The following is a 19,427-nucleotide window of genomic DNA, read 5'->3' as shown; positions in this document are numbered from 1 at the left end:
CGCGTCTCGCGGCGGTGACCCGGTCGCACCGGGGGCCTGGCCTGGCCGGGCCCTCCGTCGCGCCGTACCCGCACGGCGGGCTCGGGTCCCACGCCAACCTGCCGCCGGGTGAACGGCTGCGGGTGCTGCTGGTCGAGGACGACGAGGGCGACGCCTTCCTGGTCGGTGAGCTGCTTGCCGAGACCAACTCGATGATCGACCTGCTGGTCGCCACCAGCCTCAGCGAGGCCCGCCAGCGCATCGCCGGGGTCGACTGCGTCCTGCTCGACCTCGGGCTGCCCGACGCGCAGGGCCTGGACGGGCTGCGCCGGGTGCTGGAGATGTCCAGCGGCGCGGCGGTCTGTGTGCTGACCGGTCGCTCCGACGAGCACCTGGGCATCGTCGCGGTCGCCGAGGGTGCCCAGGACTACCTGGTCAAGGGGCAGGTCGACGGGGTGCTGCTGACCCGCGCCCTGCGGTACGCGGTGGAGCGCAAGCGGGCCGACGTGAACGCCCGCCGGCTGCGCGAGGTCGAGCTGCGCCAGGCCGAGTCGGCCCGGCTGGAACGGGGCCTGCTGCCCCAGCCGCTGATGACCACCGACGAGGTGGCGGTGCACACCTTCTACCGGCCGGGCCGGCACGCGGCGCTGATCGGCGGGGACTTCTTCGACGTGGTGCAGACCCGCCCCGACCGGGTGGACCTGATCGTCGGCGACGTCTGCGGGCACGGGGTGGACGAGGCCGCCCTCGGTGTCGAGTTGCGGGTCGCCTGGCGGGCGCTGATCCTCGCCCGGGTGCCCGACGACGAGGTGCTGCCCGCCCTGGAGCAGGTGCTGATGAGCGAGCGCCGGCTCCAGGAGATCTTCGCGACCGTCGCCACCGTCCGGCTCGACCTCGCCGCCAACCGGGCCACCGTCCGGCTGGCCGGTCACCCGCCGCCGCTGCTGCTCGCCGGCGGTAGGGTCGCGCCCGTCCCGGCCCGCGGGGGTCTGCTGCTCGGCGTACGACCCCGCCGCCCCGTTGCGTTCGATCTGGAGTTCGACACCGATGACTGGTCCCTGTTGATGTACACCGACGGCCTGATCGAGGGACGGGTGGGTGACGGCGACGACCGGTTGGACGTCGACGGGCTGACCGGTCTGCTCCAGGAGCGCGCCAACCACGCCGTGCCGCTGTCCGAGCTGCCCGCCTGGCTGGTCGGCCGGGCCGAGCAGATCAACGGGGGGCCGCTCGCCGACGACGTCGCCATGCTGCTGGTCAGCCGGGGCGGTGGCCGGTGAACACGTACCGCCGGGGGTGGACCCTGCGTCGTCGGGTGCTGGCGCTGCTGGCCGTGGTCGGCGTGCTGCTGGTCGGGCTGGCCGTGGCCGAGGCGGTGGTGGCGGCGAAGAACCGCGCCTACACCGACGCCCTGCTCACCCGCACGGGCCCGCTGCGGGTGCAGGGGCAGGAGCTGCTCAACGCGCTGCTCGACCAGGAGACCGGCATCCGCGGGTACGCGGTGAGCGGCAACCGCGCCGACCTGGCCCCGTACGAGCAGGGGGTGCAGCAGGAGCGCGACGTGGCCGCCACCATCACCACCCTCAGCCGCGACTATCCGGCGGTCACCGACGCGCTGCGGACCGCCCAGCAGCAGGCGGACGCGTGGCGGCGGGCGGTGGCCGAGCCGGTGATCGCGACGACCGGGAGCAGCGGCACGGCCGCCGGTCAGGCGTTGATCACCGCCCAGGCGCGGCAGCAGTTCGACGAGATCCGGACGTCGGTGGGTGACCTCCAGACGGCGATCCTGGCCGAGCGGGAGAAGGGCGCCCGGGACATCGAGCGGACCGGCAACATGCTGGTGATGCTGCTGATCGTCGCGGCGGTCGTGGTCGTGTTCGCCGGCACCCTGATGCTGCTCTCCCTGGAGCGGATGGTGATCCGGCCGCTGACCGGCCTGGCCGAGCAGGTGCGGGAGGTCGCCGAGGGTGACTACCAGCACCACATCGCCGGGACGGGGCCGCCGGAGTTCCGCCGGCTCGCCGACGACGTGGACGTGATGCGGCAGAAGATCGCCAAGGACCTGGCGGAGGTGCGGGCCGCCCGGGAGAACATCGAGTGGGTCAACAGCCAGTTGCAGAAGCAGGCCGAGGAGCTGACCCGCTCCAACCGTGACCTGGAGCAGTTCGCCTACGTCGCCTCGCACGACCTCCAGGAGCCGCTGCGCAAGGTGGCCAGCTTCTGCCAGCTGCTCCAGCGCCGGTACGCGGGGCAGCTCGACGAGCGGGCCGACCAGTACATCGCGTTCGCGGTGGACGGCGCACAGCGGATGCAACGCCTGATCAACGACCTGTTGGCGTTCTCCCGGATCGGCCGGCTCACCACCGGGTTCGTCGACGTCGACCTCAACCGGGTGATGGGCGACGTGGCCAGCCAGACCGAGCCGGGCCGCCAGTACGCCGACGCCGAGCTGACCTGGGGTGAGCTGCCGGTGATCCGGGGCGAGGAGCCGCTGCTCACCAATCTGCTGGTCAACCTGGTCAGCAACTCGGTGAAGTTCCGCCGCCCGGACGTCACGCCCAAGGTGCGGGTCTCGGCCCGGCTGGTCGATGCCGAGTGGGAGATCACCTGCCAGGACAACGGCATCGGCATCGAGCCCGAGTTCGCCGACAAGATCTTTGTGATCTTCCAGCGGCTGCACGCCAAGGACGCCTACCCGGGCACCGGCATCGGCCTGGCCATCGTCAAGAAGATCGTCGAGTACCACGGCGGTCGGGTCTGGGTGGACACCGACCAGGCCGAGGGGACTGCGATCCGGTTCACCCTCCCGGCCCGGCCGGAGGACGTCGAGGCGGCGAAGGCGGCAGCCGAGGTGGGCCCGGCGGCCGATGAGGAGGCGACGGCGACGCCCGACGGGGACGCCACGGCGACGACGTCCGACGACGACGCCGCGTCCCTGCCGGCCGGGGAGACGCCCGTCCCGGCCGAGGACCCCGAGCCGGCGGACCGACCGACCCCGGTCGGCCGGCAGCCGGGCGGCACGCAGGACGAGGACCCACCCGGCGGGCCGCCGGGGCAAGGCACCACGGGTGGTACGAAGGAGAGGGTGGGATGACCGCGCCGGCGGACGGCAAGAGCCCGATCGAGGTCCTGCTGGTCGAGGACGATCCGGGTGACGTGCTGATGACCCAGGAGGCGTTCGAGGAGCACAAGCTCCGCAACCGGCTGACCGTCGTCTCCGACGGTGCCGAGGCGCTGGCCTACCTGCGGCGCGAGGGCCGGTACGCGGACGCGGTGAGCCCGGACCTGATCCTGCTCGACCTGAACCTGCCCCGCCGGGACGGCCGGGAGGTGCTGGAGGAGATCAAGAACGACGAGGAACTGCGCCGCATCCCGGTGGTGGTGCTCACCACCTCCCAGGCCGACGAGGACATCCTGCGCAGCTACCAGCTGCACGCCAACGCCTACGTGACCAAGCCGGTGGACTTCGAGCGCTTCATCGCGGTGGTCCGGCAGATCGACGAGTTCTTCGTCAGCGTGGTCAAGCTGCCGCCTCGTGGCTGACCAACTGCTCGACGACGTCGACACGCTGCTGCGGGAGACCGCGGCGGACGTGGTGTTGCCGCTGTTCCGCCGGCTGGACGCCGCCGACGTCACCGAGAAGGCACCCGGTGACCTGGTCACCGTCGCCGACCAGCGGGCCGAGGAGCGGATCTCGGCCGAGCTGCGCCGGTTGCTGCCGGGGTCGTTGGTCGTCGGCGAGGAGGCGGTGGCCGAGGACGGGTCGTTGCTGCGCCACCTGCGCGACGGCGGCGACGTGTGGGTGGTCGACCCGGTCGACGGCACGGGCAACTTCGCCGCCGGCCGCCGGCCGTTCGCCCTGATGGTGGCCCTACTCAGCGGGGGCGAGCCGGCCGCGTCCTGGGTGTTCGACCCGCTGGCCGGGGCGATGGCCGTGGCCCGTGCCGGCGACGGCACCCGGCTGGACGGCCGGCCGGTGCGGGCCGGTGCCGCCGTCGCGCCCGAGCGGCTGCGGGGCACCGCGATGGTCCAGTACCTGCCGCAGGCCACCCGGGACCGGGTGGCGGCGGGCGAGAGCCGGATCGGGGAGCTGCTTCCCGGTCAGCACTGCGCCGGCCGGGAGTACCTCGACCTGCTCACCGGTGACCAGCAGTTCGTCATGTTCTGGCGGACCCTGCCCTGGGACCATGCGCCCGGTGCGCTGCTGGTCCGCGAGGCGGGCGGGGTGGCCCGCCGGTTCGACGGCACCGAGTACCACCCGGCCGACGACGGCCGGGGGCTGCTGGTCGCCGCCGACGAGCAGACCTGGCACGAGGTCCGGGCCGCCCTGCTCGGCGACTGACCGCCGGCCGCCTGCGGCTTTGTGGGCGCCGGACGGTGGGCCGTCCTGCCGGCGTGGCGGGTCGGTGGGCGTCGGACGGGTGGGCCGTCCTGCCGGCCCAGCGGGTCGGTGAGGGCGGGCGGTGGACCGTCCTGCGGGCAGGGGAGGGATCGACGAGGTGGACCCTCGGCGACCGGCCCGACACGCCCCGTCGAGCGTTGCTGTCCGGTGTCGTCACGGGCCTGGTCACCGGGCGTGATTGCGGTAGTGTGACCGGCGGTCTCCGCCCCCAGGCCGCCAACCGGGGCCGGCGGGACCGCCGCCGTACCGGCTCTGTGGGCGGGCGTCGGCGGCAGAGGGAAGGACACCTCCGTGCCCAGGACCAGCCTGACCCGGCCACGCGTGCGTCGGCCGTTGACCGTGCTGCTCGCCGCGCTGGCGCTGCTGCTCGGTGTCGGCGCGGTGCCCGCCTCGGCGGAGCCCGGCGAGGGCGGCACCAAGCAGCTCAAGGATGCGCTGACGGCGGCCGCGAAGGGGCACATCGAGGCCAAGGCCAAGCTGGACAGCTCCAAGCGGCGGCAGACCGTGCTGACCGCCGAGCTGAAGGTGATCGAGGGCCGGCTGGGTGAGCTGACCGCCCAGGTGGGCGAGGTGGCCGCGCAGTCGTACCGGGTGGGCCGGTTGACGCCGACGTCGATGCTGCTCAACACGGCCAGCCCGGAGGCGTTCCTCAAGCGTGCCGCCGACCTCGACCTGATGGCCCAGCGGGACAGCAAGCAGATCCGTGCGCTCGCCGAGGCTCGGCACAACGCCACCCAGGCCACCCTCGCCATCAACGCCGAGGTCCGCGAGCAGCAGAAGCAGCTCGCCACGCTGGCGAAGAAGAAGCGGGAGGCGGAGCGCGCCCTGGCCACCGTCAGCTCGGGCAGCAGCGCCGGCTTCAGCGGCGGGTCGAGTTCGGCGAAGCCGGCCCCGCGCAACTCCGACGGGTCGTGGCCGGGCGAGTCGTGTTCGGTGAACGACCCGACCACCTCCGGCTGCATCACCCCGCGCACCCTGCACGCCATGCAGCAGGCCAAGGCGGCCGGTTACAAGCGGTTCGTGTCCTGCCACCGCAGCGGCGGGGGCGGCGAGCACCCCAAGGGCCGGGCCTGCGACTTCTCCGCCGCCACCAGCGGCTTCAAGGACGAGACGGCCACCGGCGGGGACAAGGCATACGGCGACAGCCTGGCCAACTACTTCAAGAACAACGCCGGCCGGCTCGGCGTGCTCTACGTGATCTGGTATCGGCAGATCTGGTTGCCGAACACCGGCTGGCAGGCGTACAGCGGCTCCGGCAGCCCGGCCGCCGACCACACAAACCATGTTCACCTTTCGATGTACTGACGGTCCGGCCCAGGAACGGGACGTAGCATCGCGACGGTGAGCAGCTCATCGTCCGACGTCGTGACCGCTCCGACGCCCTCCGCGCCGGCCCCGTCCCGCGCCCTGCCCAACGGGCTCGCCGCGTTCCTGGTGTTCTTCGCCAGCGGCGCGGTGCTGGTGCTGGAGACGGTCTCGTTGCGCCTGGTCGGCCCGTACGTCGGGGTGACCCTCCAGGTGACCAGCTCGGTGATCGGCATCGCGTTGGCCGCCATCGCGTACGGGGCGTGGACGGGGGGCTGGCTTGCCGACCGTCGGGACCCGCGCGGGCTGCTCGCCCCGGCGCTGATCCTGGCCGGCATCGCCGCCGCCGTCACCCTGCCCGTGGTGCGGTACGCCGGTGAGCTGCTGCGCGGCGGGGCGGTCAGCGGCATCCTGCTGCTCACCGCGCTGGCCGTGTTCGTGCCGGCGGCGCTGCTGTCGGCGGTCACCCCGCTGGTGGTGAAGCTGCAACTGGCCGACCTGCGGCGCACCGGGCAGGTCGTCGGGCGGCTCTCCGGCATCGGCACCCTCGGCGGCATCACCGCCACCCTGGTCACCGGGTTCGTGCTGGTGGCGGCGCTGCCCAGCACCGTCATCCTGATCGGGCTGGCGGCGGCGCTCGGCGTGGCCGGTCTGGCGCTCGGGGTCTACCTGCGTCGGCAGGAGGCCACGGGGCTGCCCGGTCCGGCCCGGATGAAGGCCACCCTGGCGGTGCTCGGGCTGGTCGCGGCGGGGCTGAGCGCGGTCGCGCCGAACCCGTGCGACGTGGAGACCGCGTACCACTGCGCCCGGGTGGAGCGTGATCCGTCCCGGGACGGTGGGCGCACGCTCTATCTCAACTCGGCCCAGCACTCGTACGTCGACCTGAACGACCCGACCCACCTGGAGTACGAGTACACCCAGTGGATCGGCGCGGTCGCCGACGTGTCCGCCCCGAAGGGGCAGCGGCTGGACGCGCTGCACCTGGGCGGGGGCGGGTTCACCATGCCCCGTTACCTGAGCGCCACCCGGCCGGGCACCGACAACGTGGTCTTCGAGATCGACGGCGAGCTGGTCGAGCTGGACCGGCGGGAGCTGGGCGTCCGTACCGGGCCGGGGCTGCGGGCCGAGGTGGGGGACGCCCGGATGCTGGTCGGCGGGGAGCCGGCGAACAGCCGTGACCTGGTGGTCGGGGACGCGTTCGGGCACCTGGTGGTGCCCTGGCACCTGGCCACCCGGGAGATGGCGGCGGAGGTCGACCGGGTGCTGCGCCCCGGCGGGATCTACGTGCAGAACGTCATCGACTATCCGCCGGGCCGGTTCATCCGTTCGGAGCTGGCGACGGTGGCCGCCGAGTTCGACCATGTGGCGCTGGTCGCGCCGCCGGAGGCGATCGCCGGGCAACAGGGCAGCAACTTCCTCATCGTCGCCTCGGACGCGCCGCTGCCGCTGGACGCGCTGCGGACCCGGCTGGGCGCCGTGGCGAAGATCCCGGACATGGTCGCCGGCAGCGAGGTGACCCGGTTCGTCGACGGGGCGCTGGTGTTGACCGACGACTACGCCCCGGTGGACCAACTGCTCGCGACCGCCTGATCGGGTGACTTTCCTGACCGATTACGACCATCGAGGTGTAGGTCGGGCCGTCCCGGGCAACTCGGTCGACCATGGGTGCAGGAGTCCGGAACGCCGCACAGCTCCTCGGTGACCGGTACCGGCTGATCGAGCAGCTCGGCGCGGGTGGCATGTCCGTGGTGTGGCGCGGCTACGACCAGGTGCTCGGCCGTCAGGTCGCGGTGAAGGTGCTGGCCTCCCGGCTGGCCACCGACCGGGCCTTCCGGCACCGGATCAGGATCGAGGCGCAGGCCGCCGCGCGACTCTGCCACCCCAACATCACCAACGTGTACGACTACGGCGAGTCCGAGCAGGTCGGGCTGACCGTGCCGTACGTGGTGATGGAGCTGGTGGACGGCGGTCCACTGACCGCGCGGCTCGGCCGCGACGGGCAACTGCCCTGGCGGGAGGCGGTGACCATCGGTGCCGAGGTGACCTCGGCGCTGGCCACCGCGCACGCCCGGGGGGTGGTGCACCGGGACGTCACCCCGGGCAACGTGATGTTGACCGCGACCGGGGTGAAGGTGGTCGACTTCGGCATCTCGGCGCTGGTCGGGGAGAGCGAGAAGGGGCCGGACGGCACCCTGCTCGGCACCCCCGCCTACCTCGCCCCGGAGCGCCTGGACAACGGCCAGGTCTCCCCGGCCACCGACGTGTACGCCGTCGGGCTGCTGCTCTACCGGATGCTCACCGGACGGCTGCCCTGGCAGGCCAGCACCACCACCCAGATGCTGCGGGCGCACATGTACCACGACCCGGAGCCGATGCCCCCGGTACGGGGGCTCCCCGACGAGGTGGTCGAGCTGGTCGGCCGCTGCCTGGCCAAGCGCCCCGAGGACCGGCCGGCGACCCCGGAGGTGGCCCGTACCCTCGCCGGGGCGGCCGGGATGGTCGCGGCCGTGCCGGTGTCCCCGGCCCCCGGCCGGGTCGACCCGGCCCTGCTCGCCAACGCCGGGACCACGATCCTGCCCTGGTCGGCCGACACCGACGCGTTGCCCTTCTCGGGCCGGACCCGCAGTCGCCGCGCCGCCACCCGTCGCCGTCGGATCGAGGCCGGGGTGGCCGCCGCGAGCCTCGTCGCGGTGACCGCGGCGATCTGGGGGGTGACCTCGCGCAGCCCGGCCAGCGGCGGCGTCGACCGGCCCACCGAGGCCCGGATGGGGTTGACCGAGCCCATTCCCTGCGAGGTCGAGTACGCGCTGCGCAGCGACTCCGGCAAGGATTTCGCCGCCCAGCTCACGCTGACCAACACCGGTCCCCGGGAGCTGCGGGACTGGACGATGAGTTTCGCCTTCCCCGGCCAGCAGACCGTCACCCGGGCCACCCCCGAGGTCCACCAGGAGGGGCGCACGGTCCGGGTCACCCCGGCGGCCGGCCGGGCCGCGCTGGCCCCGGGCGCGTCGGAGAAGGTCTCGTTGACCGGCCGGTACACCGGCGGCAACCCGCTGCCGCTGGAGTTCACCGTCGGCGATTCGAGCTGCGGGGTGCGGGTCTCCGGGGTGGCCGGCAGCGCCCCGGTGGTGAAGCCGCCGACGGTGAAGAAGCCGGCGGCCAAGAAGCCGGCGAAGTCGTCCGGCAGGACCTCGGGCAAGGGCGGTTCCGGCGCGGCCGGCCCGGCGAAGCCCAAGCCGAAGGCCGAGCAGCCCGGCAAGGGCCCGGGAGCGGGCAAGGGGCCGGGTGCCGCCGGGGGGAAAGCGGGGAAGTGATCAGCGTAGGGCGGCGAACTGCTGCACCTGGGCGATCCCGCCCTCGACGACCAGGATGCTGCCCGACCCGAGCACGGTGCCCGGCTCGGCGTACCGGAAGGGTTCCCCGGCCGGTTTCGCGCCGACCACCATCACCCCGTACCGCTCCTGGAGGGCCAGCTCACCGAGGCGGTGGCCGACCAACGGCGGGGGCACCGGCACCTTGGCGATGGCGAAGTCGTCGCCGAACTCCATGAAGTCGAGCATCCGGCTGACGATCAGGTGGGCCACCCGCTCCCCGGTCTCCGCCTCGGGAAAGACCACGTGGTGGGCGCCGACCGAGGCCAGGATCTTGGCGTGCTTCCGGGAGGTCGCCCGGGCCCAGATCTGCGGTACGCCCACCTCGGTCAACGCCAGCACGGTGAGCACACTGGCCTCCACCGAGGCGCCGATGGCGACCACCACCCGGCGGAAGTCGCCGATGCCGAGCTGCCGCAGCGCCTGTTCCTCGGTGGCGTCGGCCTGGACCACCCGGTCCAGCGACGCCGACCAGCGTTGCACCTGCGCGGCGTCGCGGTCCACGGCCAGCACCTCGTGGCCGAGTCGGGCCAACGCCCCGGCCAGGTGACAGCCGAACCGGCCCAGCCCGATCACGGCGATGTCGCCGCTGTCCTCGTCCCTAGCCGACAACGGGTTGCTCCTTCGGGTAGCGGTAGAGCCGACGTCGGGTGTTCAACGCGATCGCCGAGCCGAGGGTGAGCGGCCCGACCCGGCCGATGTACATCAGCACGGTCAGCAGCAGCTGCCCCGACCCGGGCAACTGCTCGGCCAGTCCGACGGTGAGCCCGGTGGTGCTGAACGCGGAGGTGACCTCGAACAGCGTGTCGTTGAACCGGACGCCGGTGGTGAGCACGGTCAGGCCGAGCGTGCCGACGGTCACCAGCGCGACGCTGAGCAGCGCCACGGTCAACGCCTGGCGCTGACTGGGCGCGGCGATCCGGCGGCGGCCCACGATGACGTCGGGTTCGCCGCGCAGCTCGGCCCAGATGACGAATCCGAGCAGAAAGAACGTGGAGACCTTGATGCCACCGGCGGTGCTGGCGCTGCCACCGCCGATGAACATCAGGGCGATGATCAGGGGATAGCTCTCCTCGCGCAACGCCGCCACGTTGATCACATCGAAGCCGCCGGTGCGGCTGAGCGCGATCTGGCTGAACGAGGCGAGCACCTTGCCGGGGGTGTCGTAGGTGCCGATGGTGAACGGGTTGGCCCACTCGGCGGCGAGCAGACCGACGAAGCCGGTGGCCAGCAGCACCCCGCTGCCCCAGATGGTCAACTTGGTGGCGACCGACCAGCGGACCGGTCGACGCCACTGCCGGAACGCCTCGAACAGGGCGGGGAAGCCCAGCCCGCCGACGATCGCGCCGAGGGCCAGCGGCAGCGACACCCACGGGTCGCGGGCGAAGGCGATCAGACCCTCGGAGTAGAGGCTGAAACCGCCGTTGTTGAACGCCTGGACCGAGTGGAACACCCCGGACCACAGCGCCCGGCCCGGGGGATAGTGGTAGGTCAGCCAGAGCCGCCCGGTGACCACCATGGTCATCACCAGTTCGCAGCCGAACACCGTGCCGGCGATGTGCATCAGCAGGCGGCGGATGTCGCCGGTGCCGTAGTCGGTGGACTCGGCCTGCACCAGCAGCCGGTTGCGCAGCCCGAGCTGGCGGGTGACGGCCAGGCTGACCAGGGCCGCGCCGGTGAGGATGCCGAGGCCGCCGGCCTGGGTGAGCACGGTGATCATCACCAGCCCGAACCCGTTCCAGTAGTTCGGGGTGTCGGTGACGTTCATGCCGGTCACCGAGACCGCCGAGGTGGCGGTGAAGAGCGCGGTGACCAGCGGGGTGTAGCGGTGCGCGCTGGTCGCCCAGGGCAGCATCAGCAGGCCGGTGCCGATCGCGATCGCCACCAGGAAACCGAACGGCACCAGCCGGACGGGGTGACGAAGGAACCGGCGCACCAGACAATCCTGTCGATTACGACGGGATCGGGTCGGTGAATCGCGTATCCCGCAGGGTTCACCTGGCGGCCAGTCGACGACCAACTGGCGGTCAGCCGCGACCGGTCTGCTGAGGGCGCCCCATCGGCACCTGCCGGGCGTCCCGCGCCTGGGCCGGGGTGCCCCTCGACGAAGGAGACCGCGTTGCGACGTACCCTTTCCGCCCTCGGTGTGGCCGGCGCGCTGCTCGCCGTGGCCGTCGCCGTTCCGGTGGCCGTGCCCGGCGCGGCCTCGGCCCGCGAGGACGACGCGGACCGCGCCGACCGCGCCGACCGGGCCACCCACCGGCCCGTGGTGATCGGCCACCGGGGCGCCAGCGGCTACCGCCCGGAGCACACCCTGGAGGCGTACCGGCTGGCGATCCGGCTGGGGGCCGACTACATCGAGCCGGACCTGGTCTCCACCCGGGACCGGGTGCTGGTCGCCCGGCACGAGAACGAGATCTCCGGTACGACCGACGTGGCGGCCCGCCCGGAGTTCGCCGGCCGCAAGGCCACGAAGACCATCGACGGGGTGCCGGTCACCGGCTGGTTCACCGAGGACTTCACCCTGGCCGAGCTGAAGACCCTGCGGGCCAAGGAGCGGCTGCCCCAGGTGCGGGTGGCGAACACCGCGTTCGACGGCCGGTTCGAGGTGCCCACCTTCCAGGAGGTGCTGGACCTGGCCCGCGCCGAGTCCAAGGCGCGGGGCCGCACCATCGGCGTCTACCCGGAGACCAAGCACCCCAGCTACTTCGCCTCGATCGGGCTGCCGCTGGAGGAGCCGCTGGTCGCGGTGCTGCGCCGCAACAAGCTGACCCACCGCAACGACCCGGTCTTCATCCAGTCCTTCGAGACCGGCAACCTGCGCAAGCTCGACCGGATGATCGACGTGCCGCTGGTCCAGCTCCTCGACGCCACCGGCCAGCCGTACGACCTCACCGCCGCCGGTGACCCGCGCACCTACCGTGACCTGGCCACCGCCGCCGGCCTGCGCGGGATCGCCCAGTACGCCGACGGGGTCGGCCTGAACAAGAACCTGATCGTCCCCCGGGACGCCACCGGCAAGCTGCTCGCCCCGACCACGGTGATCCGCGACGCGCACCGGCACAAGCTGGTGGTGCACGCCTGGACGTTCCGTGCCGAGAACCAGTTCCTCCCGGTCGACTTCCGGATCGGCACCGACCCGAACGCCCGGGGCGACATCACCGCCGAGTACGAACTCTTCCTCGGCCTCGGCCTGGACGGCGTCTTCGCCGACCAGCCCGACACCGCCGTCGCCGCCCGCGCCGGCCTGTCCACCCGCTGACCACCCGCTGACCGTCCGTCCCCGGTCGGGTCTGGTGGGGCGCTTGATCAACTCAATGTCGCCGATGTAGCGGTGTCCCGTCGCCCGGGACACCGCTACATCGGCCCACAGGAGTGGATCAAGACGCCGACTTCGCCCAGGCACGATCCCGGACCGGCCAGGAGTCGTTCGGCCGCGTACACATGGTCTCGCTGGCACGTGGTGACGGCCGGAACCTACAGTCGGGGCATGGGCATCGACGGGTCGCCCCCGGCAGGAACTCCCGGTCGGGTATGCGTGCGTGCCGTCTACCCCGGCAGCTTCAACCCCTTCACCCCGGGGCATCTGGACGTGGTGAACCGGGCACGCACCCTCTTCGACGAGGTGGTCGTGCTCGTCGCGGTCAACAGCAGCAAGAATCCGGGTGTCGACGAAGAGCAGCGGGCCGCCGCCGTCCGGGCGAGCCTGCCGGCGGCATGGACCTCCGTCGCCGTCGCCGCCTGGCGCGGGTTGACCGCCGAGTACTGCCTTCGCCACGGGGCGGGAGTGATCGTCCGGGGTGTGCGGAACACCACCGACCTGCAGGTCGAATGCCGGCTCGCCGCGATGAACCAGTCGCTGGGCGTCCCCACCGTCTTCCTGCCCGCCCAGCCCGAACTGGCGGCGATGTCGTCGACCGCCGTGCGCACGCTGGGGGAGCGACTACCTCGATCGGGGTAGCACGGACGTCGGGTGGTCCAGGTTGTCAGATTGTGGAGAGTTGTTGTCGCCTGGGCCTGGGCCGCAACAACTCTCCACAATCCACCGACTGAGCCGGTGGAGGCCCGCTCGGGCGGTCAACGGGTGCGGGGTGGCGCGGATGCGCGGTGGGTCAGGTCGTCGTGCAACGCCTGGAGCCGGTCCCGGCAGCGCAGGACCAGGCCGGCGATCTCGTCGAAGGTCGCCGCGTCGACACGGTTACCGTCGAACCACAGCGCGCGTACGGCCGTCCGGCTCTGCACGAGGTACGTCGCGGCAGCCTCGACCAGCCCGACGAACTCGGCACGGTGGTCCGGGGAGGCCAGTTGGGCGCGGCGTCGCGCCACCTGCAACGGCTCGCCGGGAGCGGTGAAGATGGCGGCGAGGTCACCGTCGTCGGCCTGACCTGCACCGATGCCGGCGAGCAGGTATTCCAGCTCGGTCGCGGCCAACGTCAGCCTGCCGACGGCCAGGACCGTCTCCTCGGAGAGTCGCCGCATCGGCCCACCCTAACGGACCGGCCCCCACGTCGATCCCGACCAGCCGGGGCAGCCCGAGAAGCCCCGACCGACCGGGCGGGGTTACTGCGTCGAGGGCTGGGCGACGTAGGTGCCACGACCGGGCTGCCCGGTGATCAGCTCGCGGTCGTGCAGCAGCGAGAGCGCCCGCGAGGCGGTGTTCATGTGTACCTGGTACGCCTCGGCAAGCTCGCGGGTGGAGGGCAGTTTGTCGCCCGGCTTGAGTTCACCGCTCTTGATCTTCGCGGTGAGGTCGTTGGCGATCTGACGGTATGGGGCTTCAGCTGTGGGCATGGTGAGACTCCGGTTGGTTCGGCATCTCCGATCATGCCCGGCCTACACCAGTTACTGCAACAAGCTGTCGTGTCGCCACAACAAAGGGTCGACCTACACAAACATTTTGGGTATGTTGTGGATGTCCGGTTCCGGTTGGTTCGGCAAACCTCGGGGGCGGACACCCAGGGTTGGCTCCGGGGCCGTACCGCCGAACAAGGCTGCGGTCCCGAGGCCGGTGACCCGGTCCGCGTCCCCTATCGGCGGGCCGGGTCACCTTCCACTGCACCGAATGGAACGCGACCCGGAAGGTGACCCATGCGCACCCTGTTGTCCCTGCTCCGCCGCCCGTGGCGCGGCCTTCCCCTCCACCGCCCGTGGCGCGGCCTTACCCGCCCCCGGTGTCATCGCCTGGAACCTCGTCCGCACCGTCGCCGGGCGGGACGACGCTGGTCGGAGCGCCCGCCGAACGGTGGTTGGTACCGCTCGCAGGCGTGTCGGCCGCTGACCGCCCGACAGGTCGAGGAACGACAGTTCGGCCTGGTCAAGCGGGGGCTAGACCCGGTGGAGGTGCACGCCTTCCTGCACCGGGTGGCCGCCGACCTGGCGGCGGCCCGGCGCGACCTGGCCCTGACCAGGGAGGAGAACCAACGGATCAAGCGCGCGTTGCGCTCCTGGCGGACCCACTTCACGTCGGACGTGCGGTGGTGACCCGGACAGGCTTCGCTGTCGAGCAGCACGGGCGTGCGGTGGTGAGCCGGACAGGCTGCACTGTCGGTCAGCCGGGCGTGCAGTGGTGACCCGGGAACGGTTCGTCGTCCACCTGCCGGTGGCCGCCGACGATCTGGTCGCCGCCCAGGGACTTGCCCGGGCGATCACCCGGGCACTCGGCTTCCTGTCCGACGTCGACCGGGGCGGCACCACCGTGTCCCGCGAAGACGCCCAGTCCGTACGCCACTGGGTCTACTGCGACCGACCACTGCCACCCGGCCGGCGCTGCACACGCCCAGCCGACCACCACGACGACTGCGCGCCCGAAACCCACCGCCCCTCCCACCCGGCACCCCGGGGTGACCGCCCGCCCGCCCCGGTGATCAAGAAGTTTGCGTCACCCTGAGCGCGGATCATGACGTAAACCTCTTGATCAACTGCGTGAGAGGTCGGGGTGTCCGGCCGGGGTGGTAGGAATGGCGGGTGGAGGTGCGGGAGCGGGTGGAGCAGGATCGGGTGGCGGTGCGGGAGCGGGCCGAGGGGGTGCTGCGGCGGCTGGCCGGCGCGCACGCCCGGCTGCGTGAGGACCAGTGGCGGGCCATCGAGGCGCTGGTGGTGGACCAGCGGCGGGTGCTCTGCGTGCAGCGCACCGGGTGGGGCAAGTCGGCGGTCTACTTCGTGGCCACCGCACTACTGCGCGAGCGCGGCGAGCACGGCCCGACGGTCATCGTCTCGCCGCTGCTGGCGCTGATGCGCAACCAGGTGGAGGCGGCGGCCCGCGCCGGCATCCGGGCCCGCACCATCAACTCGGCCAACCTCGACGAGTGGGACGAGATCACCGCCGAGATCCACGCGGGGGCGGTCGACGTGCTGCTGATCAGCCCCGAGCGGCTCAACAACCCCGACTTCCGGGACACCGTCCTGCCGAGGCTGGCCGCCACCACCGGTCTGCTGGTGGTGGACGAGGCGCACTGCGTCTCCGACTGGGGGCACGACTTCCGCCCCGACTACCGCCGGCTGCGTACCTTCCTGGGTAACCTGCCCGAGCGGACCCCGGTGCTCGCCACCACCGCCACCGCCAACGAGCGGGTGACCCGGGACGTCGCCGAGCAACTCGGCACCGAACCCACCCCACCCCCTGCCGACCGCGCCACATCCTCCGCCGACCGCGCCGCGTCGCCCGCCGGAACTCGCGCCGACCGCGTCGCCTCGCCCGCCGATCCTGCCGCGTCGCCCGCCGACGCCGGTGGGCGACGGGCCGACGTGCTGGTGCTGCGGGGCACCCTGGACCGGGAGTCGCTGCGGCTGGGCGTGCTCGACCTGCCCAGCCCGGCGCACCGGCTGGCCTGGCTCGCCGACCACCTGGACGCGCTGCCCGGCTCCGGGATCATCTACACGCTCACCGTCGCGGCAGCCACCGAGACCGCCGACTTCCTGCGCGGGCGCGGCTGGTCGGTGGCCTCCTACACCGGCCAGGCCGAGGACGCCGACCGTCGCGCTGCCGAACAGGACCTGCTCGACAACAAGATCAAGGCGCTGGTGGCGACCAGCGCGCTCGGGATGGGGTTCGACAAGCCCGATCTCGGTTTCGTGGTGCACCTCGGTGCGCCGCCCTCGCCGATCGCCTACTACCAGCAGGTCGGCCGCGCCGGTCGCGCCGTCGAACACGCCGAGGTGCTGCTGCTGCCCGGTGTCGAGGACGCCGCCATCTGGCGCTACTTCGCCTCGCTCGCCTTCCCGCCCGAGGACCAGGTGCGCACCGTGCTGGCCGCCCTGCACACCGACCGGCCGCTCTCCACCCAGGCCCTGGAACCCATCGTCGACCTGCGCCGGACCCGCCTCGAACTGATGCTCAAGGTGCTCGACGTCGACGGCGCGGTCCGCCGGGTCCGTGGCGGCTGGCTCGCCACCGGCGAGCCCTGGACCTATGACGAGGCCCGGCTGCGTCGCGTCGCCCAGGCCCGCACCGCCGAGCAGCAGGCAATGCGCGAGTACGCCAGCACGCCCGGCTGCCGGATGCGTTACCTGCGGGACTGCCTGGACGACAGCGGGGCGGACGACTGCGGCCGGTGTGACCGCTGTGCCGCGCCACTGTTCACCGCCGACGTCTCCGACCCCGCGTTGACCGCCGCGCAGACCTTCCTCGGCCGCCCCGGGGTGCAGATCGCCCCCAAGAAGCTCTGGCCGACCGGCCTCGACGCGGTCGGCGTACCGCTGAAGGGGCGGATTCCGCCGACGGAGCAGGCACTGCCCGGTCGGGCGGTGGGGCGGCTGTCCGACCTGGGTTGGGGTGGCCGGCTGCGCGCCCTGGTCGGCCCGGACACGGCCGACGGCCCGGTCCCCGACGACGTGGCGGCGGCCGTGGTGGAGGTGCTGAAGGCGTGGGCCCACGGCGACGACCCGTGGCCGCGCCGCCCGGCCGGCGTGGTCGCCGTCGGTTCCCGCAGCCATCCGACCCTGGTCGCCTCGCTCGCCGAGCGGATCGCCACGGTCGGTCGGCTCCCGCTGCTCGGCCTGGTCACCCCCACCGGCCCGGCCGGCGTCGGCGGGCCGCGCGGCAACAGCGCCCAGCGGGTACGCACCCTGCACGACGCCTTCACCGTCCCCGACGAGGTGGCCGGGGCGCTGGCCGGGCTGGACGGCCCGGTGTTGCTCGTCGACGACCTGGTCGACTCCGGCTGGACGATGACGATGGCAACCCGCCTGCTGCGCCGGGCCGGTGCCCCCGACGTCCTCCCCCTGGCCCTCGCCGTCGCCGGCTGATCCGGCCCGGGTCGATCGTGGCGGCGAGCGGCCACGGCAGGCGGTGGACAACCGGCCGACCCGGCTCGGGTCGATCGCGGCGGCAGGCGGTCCACCGCAGGTGACCGACATCCGGCTGACCCGGCCGACAGCGGTGGGCCGATCCGAGTCGTGGGCCGACCGGTGGGTGGCGGGCCGACGGGAATTAGTTCCCCGGCCGACCGTAGTGCGACCGTCGCCACGGTGTCCGGCCGTCGCCCCGGTGCCGACGGGGTCGACGGTACGGTGGGCGGATGGCCGACCAGCGATCCGTCACCCGGCCCGCCGGCCCGGCAGGTAGCGGCGGACCGGCCACCGACCAGGGCACCCCGGAGCCGGTGGACCGGGATGGACGGGGCCTCGGCGGGAGCACCCCGGAGCCGGTGAACCGGGAAGGACCGGGCGTCGACGGGAGCGCCGTGGAGCCCGGCGGATGGGTGCTGTCCGCAGGCGGGACCTCGGCCGGGGACGGGGCGTCGGCGGTCGGACCGGACCGGGCCACGCTGCGGTTGGCGCTGGTGGTGGGTGGCCTGGTGCTCGCCGTCCTGCTCGGCTTCGGGCTCGGCCGGGCCAACGGGAGGACCACCGACCGCACGGCGGCGACCGCCGGCACCGCCGCCGGTGACCACACCCATGCTCCGGGCACCGGGGCGCACCAGCACGACGGCACCGCCGGGCTTTCCGGCGGCGACGCGGCCACCGGCCTGTCGGTCACCTCCGGCGGCTACACGCTCACCCCGTCGGGCGGGGAGTTCGTCGCCGGGCGGGCGGGTGAACTGCGGTTCCAGATCCGGGACGCCCAGCGACGGCCGGTCACCCGGTTCGCGATCGTGCACGACAAGCCGATGCACCTGGTCGTGGTCCGCCGTGACCTCAGCGGCTTCCAGCACCTGCACCCGACGATGGCCGCCGACGGCACCTGGTCGATCCCGCTGACCCTGCCGCAGCCGGGCGTCTGGCGGGCGTACACGGACTTCACCGCGCTCGCCGACGACGGCCAGCAGACCCCGGCCACGCTGGGCGTGGACCTGGTCGCTCCGGGGGACTACACGCCCCGCCCGCTGCCGGCCCCGGCCACCCGCGCGACCGTGGCCGGGTTCACCGTCGACTACGAGGGCACGGCGCAGGTGGGTGCCGCCGTACCGCTGCGGTTCCGGGTCCGGGACGGGGCGGGACAGCCGGCGACCCTGGAGCGCTACCTCGGCGCGTACGGGCATCTGGTGGCCCTGCGCGAGGGCGACCTGGGCTACCTGCACGTGCACCCGGGACCCGGGCCGGCCACCGACACGGTGACGTTCTGGCTGACCGCGCCCGGCCCCGGCAGTTACCGGATGTACCTGGACTTCCAGGTGGCGGGCGTGGTGCGGACCGCCGAGTTCACGCTCACGGTCCGCTGACCCCGTCCACCGGCACGCCCGGCCCAGCGCGGCGCTGCCGATCCCGCGTGCTCACCCGGCCCGGCGAAGCGGCTCAGCCGGAGCGGCTCACCCGGCCCGACGAAGGGGGCCAGCCGAAGGGGGCCAGCTGAAAAAGCTCAGCCGGAGAGGGGCAGCCGCCGGGGCTCAGCCGCAGGGGCCCAACTGGAGGGGGTCAACCGGAGGGGGTCAGCCGCAGGGGGTCAGCTGGCCCGGCGGACCGGGCGGCGGGCCAGGTAGCGGAGCAGGTCGCGGATGTGGTGCTTCTCCTCGGCCGGCACCGTCGGATCGGCCAGCCGGTCGAGGATCACCCGGACGTCCGCCTCCACCGGGCCGTCGTCGGCGCGGCGGCGGGGGGTGGGCCCCGAGTCGGGCAGGCCGAGGGCCCGGAAGGCCGCCGCGACCGGCAGGTCGAGGGCGGCGCAGAAACCGCGCACCTTGGCCAGTTCGGGATAGTCCTGCCAGTCGCCGGCGAGCCAACGGAAGACGGTGGACCGACCGACCCCGGTGTGGGCAGCGAGGTCGCTCACCGTCCAACCCCGCTCGTCACGGGCGTCGTCGATGGCCCGTCGCACGAAACGCGCGAACGCCATCTGTGGTGAAACCTCTGTCGAACCCATGCCGGTGAGATCGTCCCCTTCCGGTGGGAGTCGGGTGTCCGGTGCGCCCTTCGAGGGTAGTACCACGGGACGT

At 73.0% G+C, this 19,427-nt stretch carries 18 protein-coding genes; 13 read left to right on the top strand and 5 right to left on the bottom strand.

The annotated features are described in order from the left end of the window. The first annotated feature begins 14 nt into the window (after positions 1–14). From ACQP1S_RS28525 to ACQP1S_RS28495, 7 genes are all read left to right on the top strand, one after another. Complete coding sequence (locus tag ACQP1S_RS28525) at positions 15–1,259, top strand: PP2C family protein-serine/threonine phosphatase (RefSeq protein WP_432900811.1); 1,245 nt, start codon at positions 15–17, stop codon at positions 1,257–1,259. Next, positions 1,256–3,073 carry a sensor histidine kinase gene (locus ACQP1S_RS28520; protein ID WP_432900809.1) on the top strand — a complete coding sequence of 606 codons (1,818 nt, stop codon included), beginning with the start codon at positions 1,256–1,258 and terminating at the stop codon, positions 3,071–3,073. Before ACQP1S_RS28525 ends, ACQP1S_RS28520 begins: the two co-directional genes overlap by 4 nt. After that, entirely contained in the window at positions 3,070–3,522 is a 453-nt protein-coding gene (locus tag ACQP1S_RS28515) for a response regulator (protein WP_432900807.1), read from the top strand. The genes ACQP1S_RS28520 and ACQP1S_RS28515 overlap by 4 nt, the downstream gene beginning before the upstream one ends. Further along, entirely contained in the window at positions 3,515–4,321 is an 807-nt protein-coding gene (locus ACQP1S_RS28510; protein WP_432900805.1) for an inositol monophosphatase family protein, read from the top strand. The genes ACQP1S_RS28515 and ACQP1S_RS28510 overlap by 8 nt, the downstream gene beginning before the upstream one ends. Positions 4,322–4,672: 351 nt before the next feature. Beyond that, positions 4,673–5,686, top strand: coding sequence for a coiled-coil domain-containing protein (locus tag ACQP1S_RS28505; protein ID WP_091242248.1), 1,014 nt, complete (start codon positions 4,673–4,675; stop codon positions 5,684–5,686). A gap of 36 nt (positions 5,687–5,722) precedes the next feature. Continuing rightward, positions 5,723–7,276, top strand: a complete 1,554-nt coding sequence (locus ACQP1S_RS28500; RefSeq protein ID WP_091242244.1) for a fused MFS/spermidine synthase — start codon at positions 5,723–5,725, stop codon at positions 7,274–7,276. 71 nt (positions 7,277–7,347) lie between these two features. After that, on the top strand, positions 7,348–9,000 hold the full coding sequence (locus ACQP1S_RS28495; RefSeq protein WP_432900802.1) for a protein kinase domain-containing protein: 1,653 nt from the start codon (positions 7,348–7,350) through the stop codon (positions 8,998–9,000). On the opposite strand, the gene ACQP1S_RS28490 is transcribed toward ACQP1S_RS28495, so the two are convergent. Together ACQP1S_RS28490 and ACQP1S_RS28485 are read right to left on the bottom strand one after the other, a co-directional pair. Then, positions 9,001–9,669, bottom strand: a complete 669-nt coding sequence (locus tag ACQP1S_RS28490; protein ID WP_432900800.1) for a potassium channel family protein — start codon at positions 9,667–9,669, stop codon at positions 9,001–9,003. Continuing rightward, the gene (locus ACQP1S_RS28485) at positions 9,659–10,993 is read right to left on the bottom strand and encodes a TrkH family potassium uptake protein (protein WP_432900798.1); all 1,335 of its coding nucleotides are present in this window, start codon (positions 10,991–10,993) and stop codon (positions 9,659–9,661) included. The genes ACQP1S_RS28490 and ACQP1S_RS28485 overlap by 11 nt, the downstream gene beginning before the upstream one ends. Before the next feature lie 183 nt (positions 10,994–11,176). Between ACQP1S_RS28485 and ACQP1S_RS28480 the strand changes: the two genes are divergently transcribed. Together ACQP1S_RS28480 and coaD are read left to right on the top strand one after the other, a co-directional pair. Continuing rightward, complete coding sequence (locus ACQP1S_RS28480) at positions 11,177–12,319, top strand: glycerophosphodiester phosphodiesterase (protein ID WP_432900796.1); 1,143 nt, start codon at positions 11,177–11,179, stop codon at positions 12,317–12,319. A gap of 228 nt (positions 12,320–12,547) precedes the next feature. Continuing rightward, entirely contained in the window at positions 12,548–13,018 is a 471-nt protein-coding gene (gene coaD, locus ACQP1S_RS28475; protein ID WP_432900794.1) for a pantetheine-phosphate adenylyltransferase, read from the top strand. A 116-nt stretch (positions 13,019–13,134) separates the two neighbouring features. On the opposite strand, the gene ACQP1S_RS28470 is transcribed toward coaD, so the two are convergent. Together ACQP1S_RS28470 and ACQP1S_RS28465 are read right to left on the bottom strand one after the other, a co-directional pair. Beyond that, complete coding sequence (locus ACQP1S_RS28470; RefSeq protein ID WP_091242227.1) at positions 13,135–13,536, bottom strand: hypothetical protein; 402 nt, start codon at positions 13,534–13,536, stop codon at positions 13,135–13,137. A gap of 81 nt (positions 13,537–13,617) precedes the next feature. After that, a complete protein-coding gene (locus ACQP1S_RS28465; RefSeq protein WP_363665858.1) occupies positions 13,618–13,848 on the bottom strand; it encodes a GntR family transcriptional regulator in 231 nt (76 codons plus the stop codon). A 297-nt stretch (positions 13,849–14,145) separates the two neighbouring features. Here ACQP1S_RS28465 and ACQP1S_RS28460 point away from each other — a divergent pair, with 297 nt between their 5' ends. From ACQP1S_RS28460 to ACQP1S_RS28445, 4 genes are all read left to right on the top strand, one after another. Continuing rightward, positions 14,146–14,538: a DivIVA domain-containing protein gene (locus ACQP1S_RS28460; RefSeq protein WP_432900792.1), complete on the top strand. Its 393-nt coding sequence runs from the start codon at positions 14,146–14,148 to the stop codon at positions 14,536–14,538. An 85-nt stretch (positions 14,539–14,623) separates the two neighbouring features. Next, on the top strand, positions 14,624–14,944 hold the full coding sequence (locus ACQP1S_RS28455; RefSeq protein WP_432900790.1) for a hypothetical protein: 321 nt from the start codon (positions 14,624–14,626) through the stop codon (positions 14,942–14,944). A 95-nt stretch (positions 14,945–15,039) separates the two neighbouring features. Beyond that, the gene (locus ACQP1S_RS28450) at positions 15,040–17,301 is read left to right on the top strand and encodes a DEAD/DEAH box helicase (RefSeq protein ID WP_432908396.1); all 2,262 of its coding nucleotides are present in this window, start codon (positions 15,040–15,042) and stop codon (positions 17,299–17,301) included. Positions 17,302–17,573: 272 nt separating this feature from the next. Next, positions 17,574–18,716: a hypothetical protein gene (locus tag ACQP1S_RS28445; RefSeq protein WP_432900788.1), complete on the top strand. Its 1,143-nt coding sequence runs from the start codon at positions 17,574–17,576 to the stop codon at positions 18,714–18,716. A 221-nt stretch (positions 18,717–18,937) separates the two neighbouring features. Here ACQP1S_RS28445 and ACQP1S_RS28440 read toward each other — a convergent pair whose 3' ends face one another. Continuing rightward, positions 18,938–19,354 (bottom strand): helix-turn-helix domain-containing protein, encoded by a 417-nt coding sequence (locus ACQP1S_RS28440; RefSeq protein ID WP_432900786.1) that lies wholly within the window; start codon positions 19,352–19,354, stop codon positions 18,938–18,940. Positions 19,355–19,427: the final 73 nt, after the last annotated feature.

Source organism: Micromonospora matsumotoense (assembly GCF_050951065.1).
Taxonomy (GTDB): domain Bacteria; phylum Actinomycetota; class Actinomycetes; order Mycobacteriales; family Micromonosporaceae; genus Micromonospora; species Micromonospora matsumotoensis.
Note: the sequence above shows the minus strand (reverse complement) of the source record. Positions and strands in the feature narration are given on the sequence as shown.

Excerpts from the sequence above, each read along its gene's own strand:
- ACQP1S_RS28515 (WP_432900807.1), top strand. The coding sequence starts at position 3,070 with ATGACCGCGCCGGCGGACGGCAAGAGCCCGATCGAGGTCCTGCTGGTC.
- ACQP1S_RS28495 (WP_432900802.1), top strand. The coding sequence starts at position 7,348 with ATGGGTGCAGGAGTCCGGAACGCCGCACAGCTCCTCGGTGACCGGTAC.
- coaD (WP_432900794.1), top strand. The coding sequence starts at position 12,548 with ATGGGCATCGACGGGTCGCCCCCGGCAGGAACTCCCGGTCGGGTATGC.
- ACQP1S_RS28470 (WP_091242227.1), bottom strand. The coding sequence starts at position 13,536 with ATGCGGCGACTCTCCGAGGAGACGGTCCTGGCCGTCGGCAGGCTGACG.
- ACQP1S_RS28465 (WP_363665858.1), bottom strand. The coding sequence starts at position 13,848 with ATGCCCACAGCTGAAGCCCCATACCGTCAGATCGCCAACGACCTCACC.
- ACQP1S_RS28460 (WP_432900792.1), top strand. The coding sequence starts at position 14,146 with ATGCGCACCCTGTTGTCCCTGCTCCGCCGCCCGTGGCGCGGCCTTCCC.
- ACQP1S_RS28445 (WP_432900788.1), top strand. The coding sequence starts at position 17,574 with ATGGCCGACCAGCGATCCGTCACCCGGCCCGCCGGCCCGGCAGGTAGC.
- ACQP1S_RS28440 (WP_432900786.1), bottom strand. The coding sequence starts at position 19,354 with ATGGGTTCGACAGAGGTTTCACCACAGATGGCGTTCGCGCGTTTCGTG.